Annotated in this window: 15 protein-coding genes; 3 read left to right on the forward strand and 12 right to left on the reverse strand. The window is 28.2% G+C overall.

All coding sequences use genetic code 11. The annotated features are described in order from the left end of the window. Positions 1–133 precede the first annotated feature (133 nt). Positions 134–1,387 (reverse strand): MFS transporter, encoded by a 1,254-nt coding sequence (locus J2Z76_RS03305; protein ID WP_209510582.1) that lies wholly within the window; start codon positions 1,385–1,387, stop codon positions 134–136. 41 nt (positions 1,388–1,428) lie between these two features. Then, positions 1,429–2,217: a zinc dependent phospholipase C family protein gene (locus J2Z76_RS03310; RefSeq protein ID WP_209510583.1), complete on the reverse strand. Its 789-nt coding sequence runs from the start codon at positions 2,215–2,217 to the stop codon at positions 1,429–1,431. A 139-nt stretch (positions 2,218–2,356) separates the two neighbouring features. Here J2Z76_RS03310 and J2Z76_RS03315 point away from each other — a divergent pair, with 139 nt between their 5' ends. Further along, entirely contained in the window at positions 2,357–2,911 is a 555-nt protein-coding gene (locus J2Z76_RS03315; protein ID WP_209510584.1) for a spore coat protein, read from the forward strand. A gap of 111 nt (positions 2,912–3,022) precedes the next feature. On the opposite strand, the gene J2Z76_RS03320 is transcribed toward J2Z76_RS03315, so the two are convergent. The 3 genes from J2Z76_RS03320 to J2Z76_RS03330 form a co-directional block, all read right to left on the reverse strand. Beyond that, positions 3,023–3,910 carry a GNAT family N-acetyltransferase gene (locus J2Z76_RS03320; RefSeq protein ID WP_209510585.1) on the reverse strand — a complete coding sequence of 296 codons (888 nt, stop codon included), beginning with the start codon at positions 3,908–3,910 and terminating at the stop codon, positions 3,023–3,025. Positions 3,911–3,981: 71 nt separating this feature from the next. Beyond that, entirely contained in the window at positions 3,982–4,173 is a 192-nt protein-coding gene (locus tag J2Z76_RS03325; protein WP_209510586.1) for a DUF6897 domain-containing protein, read from the reverse strand. Positions 4,174–4,378: 205 nt separating this feature from the next. Then, the gene (locus J2Z76_RS03330; RefSeq protein ID WP_209510587.1) at positions 4,379–5,482 is read right to left on the reverse strand and encodes a polysaccharide deacetylase family protein; all 1,104 of its coding nucleotides are present in this window, start codon (positions 5,480–5,482) and stop codon (positions 4,379–4,381) included. 151 nt (positions 5,483–5,633) lie between these two features. Here J2Z76_RS03330 and J2Z76_RS03335 point away from each other — a divergent pair, with 151 nt between their 5' ends. Then, the gene (locus J2Z76_RS03335; protein ID WP_209510588.1) at positions 5,634–6,161 is read left to right on the forward strand and encodes a DUF4364 family protein; all 528 of its coding nucleotides are present in this window, start codon (positions 5,634–5,636) and stop codon (positions 6,159–6,161) included. Here J2Z76_RS03335 and J2Z76_RS03340 read toward each other — a convergent pair. Further along, a complete protein-coding gene (locus J2Z76_RS03340) occupies positions 6,153–7,061 on the reverse strand; it encodes a YncE family protein (protein WP_209510589.1) in 909 nt (302 codons plus the stop codon). The genes J2Z76_RS03335 and J2Z76_RS03340 overlap by 9 nt on opposite strands. Before the next feature lie 124 nt (positions 7,062–7,185). Here J2Z76_RS03340 and J2Z76_RS03345 point away from each other — a divergent pair, with 124 nt between their 5' ends. Next, entirely contained in the window at positions 7,186–7,698 is a 513-nt protein-coding gene (locus tag J2Z76_RS03345; RefSeq protein ID WP_209510590.1) for a ferritin, read from the forward strand. A 64-nt stretch (positions 7,699–7,762) separates the two neighbouring features. Here J2Z76_RS03345 and J2Z76_RS03350 read toward each other — a convergent pair whose 3' ends face one another. From J2Z76_RS03350 to thiI, 6 genes are all read right to left on the reverse strand, one after another. Beyond that, the gene (locus J2Z76_RS03350) at positions 7,763–8,554 is read right to left on the reverse strand and encodes a patatin-like phospholipase family protein (RefSeq protein ID WP_209510591.1); all 792 of its coding nucleotides are present in this window, start codon (positions 8,552–8,554) and stop codon (positions 7,763–7,765) included. 34 nt (positions 8,555–8,588) lie between these two features. Further along, positions 8,589–9,296 carry a LysM peptidoglycan-binding domain-containing protein gene (locus J2Z76_RS03355; RefSeq protein ID WP_209510592.1) on the reverse strand — a complete coding sequence of 236 codons (708 nt, stop codon included), beginning with the start codon at positions 9,294–9,296 and terminating at the stop codon, positions 8,589–8,591. Between the two features lie 59 nt (positions 9,297–9,355). After that, positions 9,356–9,796 carry a ribonuclease HI gene (gene rnhA, locus J2Z76_RS03360; RefSeq protein ID WP_209510593.1) on the reverse strand — a complete coding sequence of 147 codons (441 nt, stop codon included), beginning with the start codon at positions 9,794–9,796 and terminating at the stop codon, positions 9,356–9,358. Positions 9,797–9,811: 15 nt separating this feature from the next. Then, positions 9,812–10,975 (reverse strand): 3-phosphoglycerate dehydrogenase family protein, encoded by a 1,164-nt coding sequence (locus tag J2Z76_RS03365; RefSeq protein ID WP_209510594.1) that lies wholly within the window; start codon positions 10,973–10,975, stop codon positions 9,812–9,814. A gap of 181 nt (positions 10,976–11,156) precedes the next feature. Next, complete coding sequence (locus tag J2Z76_RS03370) at positions 11,157–11,309, reverse strand: hypothetical protein (protein WP_209510595.1); 153 nt, start codon at positions 11,307–11,309, stop codon at positions 11,157–11,159. Positions 11,310–11,373: 64 nt separating this feature from the next. Continuing rightward, complete coding sequence (gene thiI, locus J2Z76_RS03375; RefSeq protein WP_209510596.1) at positions 11,374–12,534, reverse strand: tRNA uracil 4-sulfurtransferase ThiI; 1,161 nt, start codon at positions 12,532–12,534, stop codon at positions 11,374–11,376. Positions 12,535–12,545: the final 11 nt, after the last annotated feature.

A 12,545-nucleotide genomic window follows, 5' to 3' on the forward strand; every position in this document is an offset into this window, starting at 1 on the left:
TTACACTCACCATTTATTTTCACATATATTGTTATACCACTTATAAAATTATATTGCAAGGTAATATTTAATAAACTATTCCCTTAATATCAACAAATTTATCCTCTCCAGCTATATAAATGTTTTCCTCATTTTAGTTTTTTGTACTACCTATTTTCACAGCCCTTTGGAAAACAATGAAACCTATAATAAACATGACACCAATAAAGGCAACCCCTGTTTTTGAATTTCCACTAATTTGAGTAGATATTCCCATTAACAATGCTCCTATAAAAGATGCTCCCTTTCCAAAAATGTCATAAAGCCCAAAGTATTCACTAGATTTTTCTTTTGGAATAATTTTAGCAAAATAAGAACGTGAAAAAGCTTGAATCCCTCCTTGAAAAATAGCAACACATACAGCTAAAAACCAGAATTCCCATGTTTTATCAAGTTGAAGTGCAAATAAGGCAATTAGAAAATATCCAATAATACAAACATTAATTAAATTTTTAGTTTTGAACTTCTTTGATAATCTACCAAAAATAATTGCAAATGGAAAAGCAACTACTTGTGTTAAAAGCAACGCTAATAGCAAATCATTATCTCCAATGCCAACATCCTTTCCGTATGAAGTAGCCATTTCTATAATAGTATAAACCCCATCAATGTAAAAAAAGAATGCCAATAAATAAGTAAATATCTCTTTTTGATTCTTTATGTCCTTAAAAACATCCCATAACCTTTTAAAAGCTTTCATCATGGCATGCTTTTTAACTTCAATATAATGAATTTGATTATAATTTCTTAGTAAAGGAATAGTTATAATGAACCACCATGCTGAATTCAATATAAAAGCAATACTTGTAGCAAATGTAGTTGATATATTTAACTTATCTGCAAATAATATTAGAATTAAACTTATAGTGAATGGAATACAACTTCCTATATATCCCCAAGCATATCCTAGAGACGAAAGATAATCCATTTTATCATCAGTTGTTATATCCGATAGCATTGAATCATAAAATATAAAACTTCCAGATATACCTACTTTTGCAAAAACAAAAACTGTAAGAAAAGCGATCCACGAAAACGGAAGAGACAATGCAGCACATCCTAAAACACCTAGCATTAAAAATAAAATAAATAATGGCTTCTTATATCCCTTTGTATCTGCTAATGTCCCTAATATAGGTCCTAATATGGCAACTACCAACGTAGAAATTGATATGGCATAACTCCAATATGCTGTAGAATTTGCAGCAGATATTCCATTAGACATAGCAATATTTTTAAAATAAATTGGAATAATAGTAGATACTAATAAAATAAACGCTGAATTGCCAACATCATATAAAATCCAGTATTTTTCAAGCTTTGTTAGTTTAATTTTAGATTCATTCATAGATTATTCCTGCTTTCTAATAATATTATAGTACTTTAATTTTAACCAAAATTTCTATAAAATCTTTCATTAATTGGTTTATTGTTTTTAAGTCCATTATAAAATTCATTAATCAAAGCAATAGTTGGTGTAACTGCATTTAAATACAAGTCATATAAACTTTTATTTATTTGAATGAATTCTAAACTTTTTTTATAGTTCATAATTAATCCAATCATACCATCATAGTTACCTGATACTTTCAGAGCTGAAATAATAATCCACCTCTTTACATGACTTGGAGTGACCAACAAATTCAAATAAAATTTCATTGACTTAAGTGATGATAACACTTCCTTTGCCGATATCTCTTCATAAAACCAAGAAATGCATTCAGAAGTATCTAAAGTCGGAATAATATGTGATGTAGATTTAAATGAAAGAGGGTTTAAATTATTTATTTCCATCAACATTCTTTCAAATTCTGTTTCTATTTCACTATGAGTAAGCTTATCCGATTCATTTTCTCTTACGCATGGATGACATTCGCTATCCAGCATAAAGTGACAAATGTAACCTATTATATAAGAACATGCCTTATCTCTGTCAGTACAATCATTTATAATTTTTTTTGCATTTTCAAAAAATATTCTTGCTGAAAGGCTATGAAGTTGATGTCCTAGTTTATTTATATGATTTGATCCTAACGGTTTGTAATAAAACAAAATATCTGGTCCATGTAAACCAATATGAAATAAATTTAAATTTTCTGAAACAATTCTTTTGATATCACCTTCTAGTAGATTCATAATTTGTTCACCAAATATGTAATGAGCATAAGTAGCTGGCATACGTTGTCCTCCATTGATAAAAAAATAAATTCTAATAAATATTTTATCATTGATTCAAATTAAATTAAAGATTTAGTTTTAATATTTTTATAGGATATTTTATTTATATTTGAAAATAATAGTATTGGAGGTGTTTTAAATGAATTTAAATTTATCTACAAAAGAAAAGTTTTTGCTTGAAGATCAAAAAAGCCATGAGCAACTTTGTATCCAAAAATATACAAATTATGCTAATCAAGCGTCTTGCCCACAATTAAAAACAATATTACAAAACAATGCGAAACAGGAACAAGAACATTTGAACTCTATTAATCAACTGCTTAATGGTCAAATTCCATCAATGAACAACCAGCAACAATCAAATCAACAAAGTATGCAATCTAATCAATCTAGCCAGCAAAGCATGCAATCAAAGCAATCTGGTCAAATGAAATCAACTATGTCTCAGTTCCAACAATCCAGCAGCAATAGTTCTCAGAATGGTTCGTTAATGAGTAATCGTTCTGACAAAGATATGTGCTCTGATTTACTTATGACAGAAAAATATGTTTCTAATGCATATGATACAGCAATATTTGAATTTAGCAACCCACAAGTTCGAAGTGTCCTCAATCATATTCAAAAAGAAGAACAGCAACATGGCGAATCCATATTCAAATATATGGAAAGCAATGGCATGTATACTGTTAAATAATAAATTCATTTAGTTTTTTTAAGGACTATTATCTTATATAATAATCCTTAAACAACAAACCCTATTCAATACTAACATAATTTTGAATAGGGTTTTCTATATTAATTATAATTATAATGTCACTCTATAATAATCCATTATACTTGTCTCTTCAAAGCCACATGATTTGTAAAGATTTAATGCATTTTTATTTTTTATCTCTACTTGAAGCATTATTTCCTTAGAATCTTTTTCTTTCAACTTTTCTATTGCCATTAGTAAAATTCGTCTCCCATATCCTTTACTACGATACTCTGGCAGTACACCTAGACCATAAATACCACCTACTCCGTTATTTATTTCTACATGAACCTTTCCTATAATTACATCATTTAATATTGCCATATAAATATATGATTGTTCTCCTATCTCTGGCATAGGAAAACTTTCACCATTATACTCAATACCAAAATATATAGAATTTTGCCATGCAATTTTTTTAGAATCATGAATTGTAGCATTTCTCAATTCTACATCACCAAGTATTTGTTTTTGAACAAAATCTTTCTTTAGAAACATTTCATATTCGGAATGGTCATATATATCACATGTGTTTCTTATAAAATTAATCCCATCAATTGAATTACTGTCACTTAACAAAAGTACACTCTTTTTATTTCTTTTATTCCATTCATCATTAACTAAATAAAATAATTTTGTAAAAACACCATTCCTTCTATAGTCAGGATGAACCATTCCATTTACCTCTAAAGCATCTCCTCCAAAATCACATATCCCAATGTAACCAACAAGAATATCACCATCATAAAACATAAATTCATTAATATTGTCTATATTTCCATTTTTCTTTTTTTGTCTGTTTATTTTATAATCTATCTCTAGTTTTAACGATATATTATCCGTATTAATGCAAATTTCTTTAAGATTATTTATATCGTCATAGTCCTCTTGCATTAACTCTTCTTTTAATTTTATAACTGGATTTCTAATTTCTTTCATTTATTCCCCTCGTATTTTAATATATAGAATCTAGCAACACTAATTTATTAATAAATTATAATACAAACATTTTATTGAAACCATTGCTTAATTTTAATACTTTGTATAAACTCTGCATTTACAAGTTCTATACCCTTTTTAGTTTCAACTTCAATCCAATTTTCAATTACATTAACTATTTTTCCTACTACAGTTGTACCATAAGAACCTGTAGATATTTTGCAATTTTTTCCTATATATTTATTTACTATTTCATTAGTCATAACAATTCCTCTCTTTTTGTTACTATTTTTGATAATGACAAATCTTTGTACTTCACGTTGTTGCGGTATAACTATAAATAATATTATAAATATCGGCATATATATGGCAATCAATGATGATGAATTCAATAAGCAACACCCCTTAAATTATTCTATTATCAATTATATTTTATTAGTTTTTTGTTATTTTTAATCGCTTAATTTGCTATTCAAATATATTTAATATTCTGTCTCCTACAATATCCATATCTATATATTCTTCATATTTTTTAGGAATTGTTACTACGTTTGGATTTCCATCACTAACAAATTTTTCTCTTTTATTTTCTTCAAACTGCTTAAAATAATCATATATTCCGCAGTTTTGCACGTTCATTTCACTTCCTGTAACTCTATAAAGGCTACTAAAATCTGTGCATGTGTCAAATGGTGAATATGCAGGTCTCCAACCTACATCTAACACAGCAATATTTTTATAGCTTTTTTCTTCATATGAACCATCTAGCACATATTTAGCATATTCGTCCTTTGGATTACTACCATGAGGGAGAGCTAATGTTTCTACTGCATAATCAGGTATATACTGGTGAAGTATGTTATTAATAGACCCAATTTCAGATTGGATTTCTTCACCATTTAAATTTGCAATTTCATCGTGAGTATAAGTATGATTACCAATATCATATCCATTATCCACAAGCCATTTTAATTTATAATCTATATATTCTTGTTGACCAAAAGGACTTGAGTTTAAAAAAAAGCTTGCTGTAACATCAAAGTCAGGATATTTTTCCTTAAACTCTTCTAATATGCCAATTGCACAATCTGGATTAATTATATATTCGCCATTTTTTTCTGTTATATCAAAATTGTTTTGTCTTCCATCATCAAATGTCAATATGATAGGTGTATATCCTGCTTGAGTAGTAATAATTCCCTTTGCATAATCATTTAAGCTTATCATCCTGTATCCATTTTGATACATATATTCTAAATCTTTTCTAAAGTTTTCAGGGGTTCTTTGCCAATCACTTTCTTTATCTCCTATACCATGATACATGACAATCATGATTTCACCAATTTCATTTGGCTCTAAAGACATATCTATAGATTCAATAGGATCAACATCTAAATTTTGTTGACTTTCTGTATTTGCTTGATTATTATTTGTATTTTCATTTGACACATCTACTGGTGCCTCTGCTTGTACATCATTAGCATCTGGTGTTACAAGTTCATTATTGCTATTTGAACAACTAGATAATATTGTAGCAGTTAGCAATAGAGTCAAAATAATTTTATTTTTCATAATTTACCTCATCATATAGTTATTTTATGTCTTTTCTATTATATAATATTATTACATAAAAATCTATACAATAAAAATTTACCATAAAAAGATGTTGTTTATAATATAATATTTGATATAATAATGTATATATAATTAACTGGAGGTTCAAATGGAAAGCGGTAATAAAATTGCACAAGATAAATTAAAGCTTTTATATATTTTGAATTACATAAATATTCCAATGACTAATATAGAAATAACAAATCATATTTTAGAAAATAATTACATGGACTATTTTTCTCTTCAACAACACTTATCTGATTTATGTGATGCAAAGTTTGTTAAATTGAATTCAAAAAATGGCAATGAATATTATTCAATTTCTGAAGCTGGTTCAGCTGCTTTAGAAATGTTCGGTGAAAAACTTCCCGACTATTTTACAAATGAAATAGCAACAAATTTTTCTTATTTTAAAAAAGAATTAAAAAGACAAAGAGAGTTACTAGGTCATTATTACAAAAAAAATGATGAATTTATTGTATCTCTTCAGGTAATGGAAAATGAATCCGTTATATTTAATCTCAGTATAAATGTTCCAACTGAAATTTTAGCAAAAAACATATGTAAGAAATGGGATTCAAATCCTGAAGAAATTTTCGGCAGCATTATAAAGACATTAACGTCTGATTTAAAATAAATTTACAACTTTAATACATGCGGGTGAAAACTCTAAATCTATGTTTCTAGTTATAAAAAATGTAGCTATATCAATGACACTAATTTGATTTTTTTTTGAATTAGTAACATAGATATTATTTTCTCCAAATGATAATCCCTCTGGATATCCTCCTATAAATATACGTTTAAGTATATTTCTTTTTTTTGTATCTATTATATATAAACTCTTATCATCTATATTTATTACATATAGTAAGTTGTTTTTAATATCATAATCCATATCAGAAGCAAGACCTTTTATTTTTATTACGTCTTCTATCTCTTCTGTTATTAAATTTATAAAATTGATTTTTGTATAAATATTTCCATTTGTATAATATGTCATAGCTATAATGTTTTTATTTTCAATAAAAAAATGCATTGGCTTACCTTCAGTATTAAAATAATTCTTAATACTGCCCTGTAAATCACATTCAATAATATGATTTTCTTCATAACATGATATGTACAAGTAATTGTTACTTTCACATAATTTTATATCGTGAGGTTTTATCCCTGCTGGAATAGAACCTGTCAATGTGAAATTTTCTATATCAATAACAGAAATATTGTCTGATTCAAAATTAGTTACATAAATATTTTCATCATTTTTACATAAATGCCTTGGGTCTCTACCCACGGTAGTTCCTTTATATTTATTTGAATTGAAATCAAACTTATTAATTTTATTATTATATGAGTCTACTATATAAACAATATTATCTTCACTTATTATACTATGTGTAGCAATTCTCTCCATATCAGTAAAGTTGAATATTTTTTTGCAAACATAGTTATCTTCATCCCTTAATTCTAACAGCATTATCATATATCTATTCTGACTATAACCTGTAACTACAACATTATCCATACAATTCATAGTAATCACCTCCATATAGTTTATGTTCAATTTCAAAAGAAGTGATTTTCTATTTCAAAAAATGTTTTAATATTTTTTTAGTGGGTATTATATCAATATAAATTAAAATACAAGGAGACATAATATGTTAAATGAAAAAGTAACAAATTTATTAAATGAACAAATTAACAAAGAATTATATTCAGCTTATTTATATTTAGATATGTCAAATTATTACTTAAATGAAGGATTAGATGGTTTTTCAAATTGGTTTAAAGTTCAAGCACAAGAAGAAAGAGATCACGCTATGATTTTTATGGAGTATTTGCAAAACAATTCACACAGTATTACATTAAGCGAAATAAAATCGCCGAATATATCATTTGTCAATAACAAAACGCCACTAGATGAATCTCTAAAACACGAGCAATATGTAACTGCTTCTATCCATAATATTTATGATGAAGCTTTTAAAATCAAGGACTTTCGTACTATGCAATTTCTTGACTGGTTTATTAAGGAACAAGGTGAAGAAGAAAAAAATGCAGAAGATTTAATCAAAAAATACGAATTATACGGCTCTGATGCAAAAGGACTTTATATGTTAGACTCTGAACTCGGAACAAGGGTATATGCTGCTCCCTCGCTTGTTCTATAACAAGTTTATATAGATATTTTAAAATAAAACACAACTGATATAATTATCAGCTGTGTTTTATTTTTTATATTAAACAACTTAAATTTTCATTTAATATTCTATATGCATCTTCATATCCTTTGTCTATCATCCATTTTATTCTTTCAGAATTTGCTTTCAATGTATTACTTAAAAATTTATCTGGTGCTATATCAATTATATTAACTTCATTGTACAGACTAAAGTCGTATGATTCTCTCCTTAACCTAACAGTTATGATTTTTTTATACCCTTTATCCACCAACATATTAATGGGTAATCTATTATATATACTACCATCTAAATAATACTTACCATTAATCTCCCTAGGAGAAAACACTGGCAAACAACAGCTTGCAAAAATGTATTCATGAAGCATTCCTTTTGGTATTTCATCTATAAACAAATTCAAAAGTTTCTTGTCAGTTAAACAATATGTTGAAAGACCAAAGTTTATTTTAGATTTTCGAATTTCACCTTCATCTATGTGTTTTTTGTATAATTGAATTATTTCATCTGTTTCAATGCCCTTGCTTACTAAATATTGTTTTTCAAATTCATTTATATCATTTTTTATTTCTTCAAAATCAAGAATTTTAACCATTGAAGATTTTTCATTGCTTATATCAAATGAAAAGTTCATATCCTTCCAAAGATTTGAATACTTTTCATATTCTTCGAGAACATATGCAGCAGCATTTAAAGCCCCTATGGATGTACCTACTACACAATCATATTTTATATCTAACTCTTTAATAGCTTTCAATGCACCTAACTGATAAGCACCTTTTGCTCCTCCACCCTCTAAAGCAATTCCAATCCTCTTTGTACTTGTCATAAATTTTCTCCTTTGCTTTAATACTTGTTAATATTTAACATACTTCCTCTGTAGGAATGCATACCTTAGTTCCTATTATAATAAAATTCGCAGGTCTTAAATTTGGATTTGCAATAAGTAATTCTGAAGCTGAAACGTCATATGCTTCTGCTACAGTAGCTAAGCTGTCACCCGATTTTATAACATATTCTCTGCTATTAGGGCATTCGCACTCTTGATATACAGTTGGAGGTATGCATAATCTAGTATCTGGTACTAAAATATTTGGATTGAAAGTTGGATTGGCTTCCATTAACTCATTTACACTTAGATTATACTTAATAAGTATTTGACTTAATGTAGTACCATTCTCAATTGTATAAACAAATCCAAATGGACAGAAAGAAGGTATTTCAGGTATACAAATTTCTTGCCCGACCTTTAAGTCAAATGGATTTGCGTTTGGATTAGCTTCAATAATAGAATTTAGGGGTATCTTATAAGTTTGTGCAATTTTATAAAAGCTATCCCCTTCCTTTATTATATAATAAGCTCCATTGATGCATGTTGGTCTTTCTGGAACTTTAGGTACACAAAGCTGCATACCTTCGGTTAAAGTTCTTAACCTTAGAGTTGGATTAAGATCTAATAGACCAATTAAATTAATTCCGAATTGTCTTGCTATAGAATTCAAAGTATCCCCGGGCTGTACGGTATAAATCATAGTATACTCATCTGGACACGTATATGGAAAATTAATCATTTAATCACCTCATATTAAATTTATTAATTCATAATATTCATGAGGTAGTGAATGTTTCCTCAATTTTTAAACTTATCTCTTTCCATAACGGCTAATTTATCACATCGTTCATTGTATTCATGTCCATTGTGACCTAAAATATGCACAAACTTAACTTTATGCTTATTTACTACCATCAACAATCTCTGCCACAAATCCTTATTTAATACTGATTTACCATCTGCTTTTTTCCAATTTTTTTTCTGCCATGAATCAATCCATTTTTTATTAAATGCATCTACCACATATTTAGAATCAGAAACTATTGTAACGTCACACGGCTCCTTAAGTGATTCTAATCCTGTTATAACACCCATCAGTTCCATACGATTATTAGTAGTATTTTCTTCTCCACCACTTAGTTCAAGTTCAGTTCCATTATACTCTAAAATTACTGCATATCCTCCAGGTCCTGGATTACCGCTACAGGCTCCATCTGAATAAATATAAACCTTTTTCACACTAAGTTCCACCTTTTAATTTATTAGCATTACCCTCAATATGCCAGGGAAATCTTCCATTTCTCTCACTTGTTCCTCTGTAAACTCTCCATTTACATCAATTATATTACAAGCAAAATTACCTTGACTTTTATTTACCATACCAATTATATTAATATTATACTTAGCTAATACAGATGTTAGAGTACTGATCATGTTTGGTATATTTTTATTAAGAACTACAATTCTCTTAGTATTAGGATATCTGTCCATAGTGCATTCTGGAAAGTTGACTGAATTCCTAATATTTCCATGTTCTAAATATTCCGTTAATTGACTAACTGCCATTTCAGCACAATTATTTTCAGCTTCTGGTGTTGAACCTCCCAAATGTGGTATGCAAACTACATTTTTAGCTCCAACTAATCTTTCATTAGGCAAATCTGAAACAAAATATGATACCTTTCCAGATTCCAAAGCTTCCAATATATCATTATCATTAACAAGCCCATCTCTTGCGAAATTAAGTAATTTAACTCCATCTTTCATTAATTTTATATTATCCTTATGTATATAATTTCTAGTTTCATCATTTAACGGAACATGAATTGTTATGTAATCTGCCCTTTTATACAATTCATCTAAGCTATCAGAATATTGAACATCCCAAGATAATGACAATGCATTTTTAACCGAAATATATGGGTCATATCCTATTACTTCCATTCCAAGTTTCACACCTAAATTTGCTACTAAGTGCCCTACATTTCCTAGACCAATAACACCTAATGTTTTACCTTTAATTTCAGGACCAACAAATTGTGATTTGCCTTTCTCTACTGTAACAGCAACATCTTGTTTTAAATTCTTTGTCCAATTAATGCTATCAACAATTTTTCTTGAGCTAATTAATAAACCAAGAAATGTTAACTCGCAAACTGCATTCGCATTGGCTCCAGGCGAATTAAATACTACAATTCCCTCTTCAGCACATCTTTCTACTGGAATATTGTTTGTTCCAGCACCGGATCTTGCAATAGCTTTTAGTTGTCTTGAGAATTTCATATCATGTATATCCATACTTCTCATTACAATTCCATCAACTTCACTTATTTGTTCGTTAACTAAAATATATTTATTTTCCGAAAGCATATTTTGACTTTCTTTTGGAATTTTATTAAACAGTGCTACTTTATACATTTAAACCCTCCTAATAGTAATTTTAAAATCTAGTATACAACTGTTAGGATATAAAATCAAGGATTAATTTAGAAATTTATATAGACATGTAACATTGGTACAATTCAAATAAAAGTGACCATATACATTATAACAACAAATGCATATGGTCATTAGATTAAGTATTAATTAGCATGCTACACTATCTGTTGCAGCATCCTCCACCAAAAAAGTTGTTACCAAATCCTCCGCAGAAAAAGCAGAATAGAATTATAAGTATAATTATCCATTCCCAATTCCAACCGTAATTATCACATCCACAATCTCCTATACAAGCACTTTTTATATCTGACATATATATCACCTCTTTTATTTTATTCTATAATATATGCCAGTGAAAAAATAATGTGAATATGGTATTACAAAATTTCAAGAGTAGATAATGCTTTTTCAATCAAACCATCAACGTCTAAATTGCTTTCAGCATTTTCTATTACATGTAATTTGGGTTTAATTAATGGATGTTTTGGAGCAAAAACAGAGCAACAATCATCATAAGGTAAAATTGAAGTTTCATAGGTCCCTATGTTTCTAGCTATCTCCATAATTTCAGTTTTATCTAAACCAACTACAGGTTTAAGAATTGGCATATCAATTGAATTTTCAATTACAATCATTGATTTCATAGTTTGGCTTGCCACTTGACCTAAACTTTCACCAGTTATAAGCATATCAATATTATTATCTTTAGCTATTCTTTCAGCTATTCTCATCATAAATCTTCTTGCTAATATTGTAGTTTCATCTTCTCTGCAGTTCTCTTTAATTGCCTTGTGTATTTCAAGTATATTAACACTGTACAATTTAATTTTTCCACAATATTCTTCTAACAATTCAGCTAAATGCTTAACCTTTTCATTTGCTCTTTCGCTGGTAAAAGGATAAGTGTGAAAATATAGGGCCTCTATTTGAACACCTCTTTTAGCTATCATATATCCTGCTACGGGACTATCTATACCCCCTGACAACAATAACAAGGCACTACCACTTGTACCAACAGGAAGTCCCCCTACAGTTTTAATTTTTTCAGATGAAATATAAGCGCTATTTTTTATGTCAATATAAACGTAAATGTCAGGATTGTGAACATCAACTCTTAAATTTTCAAATTCATTTAAAATTTCTTCGCCCATAATTGCGCTAAAATCCATTGATTTAATAGGGAATGTTTTATCACTTCTATGAGTTTCTACCTTAAATGTTTTTATATTTTGTTTACTACAAAGATATTTTATCAATTCTTTCGTCTTATTTTTTATAATTTCCACATCTTTTTCCACCTTAATAGATGGGCTTATTAATACAATTCCAAAAATCTTTTTTACTTTATTTATTATTTCATCCATGTCATATTCATTTTTTGTTTCTATGAATACTTTTCCTTGGTCCTTATAAACAACAATATCACTAAATCCTCTTAATGATGACCTGATTTGTTCAATGACTTTTTTCTCAAATGTATTTCTATTTTTCCCTTTTAGAAATATTTCTCCAAAGCTAACTGCTAGTAAATTATACATAATTATTTCCC

Origin of the sequence: Sedimentibacter acidaminivorans (assembly GCF_017873955.1) — a bacterium.
Taxonomy (GTDB): Bacteria; Bacillota; Clostridia; order Tissierellales; family Sedimentibacteraceae; genus Sedimentibacter; species Sedimentibacter acidaminivorans.

Bases quoted from the DNA above. Each gene is read 5' to 3' on its own strand.
- J2Z76_RS03305 (WP_209510582.1), bottom strand. From the start codon at position 1,387: ATGAATGAATCTAAAATTAAACTAACAAAGCTTGAAAAATACTGGATT.
- J2Z76_RS03370 (WP_209510595.1), bottom strand. From the start codon at position 11,309: ATGTCAGATATAAAAAGTGCTTGTATAGGAGATTGTGGATGTGATAAT.
- J2Z76_RS03355 (WP_209510592.1), bottom strand. From the start codon at position 9,296: ATGATTAATTTTCCATATACGTGTCCAGATGAGTATACTATGATTTAT.
- J2Z76_RS03315 (WP_209510584.1), top strand. From the start codon at position 2,357: ATGAATTTAAATTTATCTACAAAAGAAAAGTTTTTGCTTGAAGATCAA.
- J2Z76_RS03340 (WP_209510589.1), bottom strand. From the start codon at position 7,061: ATGAATTGTATGGATAATGTTGTAGTTACAGGTTATAGTCAGAATAGA.
- J2Z76_RS03350 (WP_209510591.1), bottom strand. From the start codon at position 8,554: ATGACAAGTACAAAGAGGATTGGAATTGCTTTAGAGGGTGGAGGAGCA.
- J2Z76_RS03335 (WP_209510588.1), top strand. From the start codon at position 5,634: ATGGAAAGCGGTAATAAAATTGCACAAGATAAATTAAAGCTTTTATAT.
- J2Z76_RS03365 (WP_209510594.1), bottom strand. From the start codon at position 10,975: ATGTATAAAGTAGCACTGTTTAATAAAATTCCAAAAGAAAGTCAAAAT.
- J2Z76_RS03330 (WP_209510587.1), bottom strand. From the start codon at position 5,482: ATGAAAAATAAAATTATTTTGACTCTATTGCTAACTGCTACAATATTA.
- J2Z76_RS03345 (WP_209510590.1), top strand. From the start codon at position 7,186: ATGTTAAATGAAAAAGTAACAAATTTATTAAATGAACAAATTAACAAA.
- J2Z76_RS03320 (WP_209510585.1), bottom strand. From the start codon at position 3,910: ATGAAAGAAATTAGAAATCCAGTTATAAAATTAAAAGAAGAGTTAATG.
- J2Z76_RS03310 (WP_209510583.1), bottom strand. From the start codon at position 2,217: ATGCCAGCTACTTATGCTCATTACATATTTGGTGAACAAATTATGAAT.
- thiI (WP_209510596.1), bottom strand. From the start codon at position 12,534: ATGTATAATTTACTAGCAGTTAGCTTTGGAGAAATATTTCTAAAAGGG.
- J2Z76_RS03325 (WP_209510586.1), bottom strand. From the start codon at position 4,173: ATGACTAATGAAATAGTAAATAAATATATAGGAAAAAATTGCAAAATA.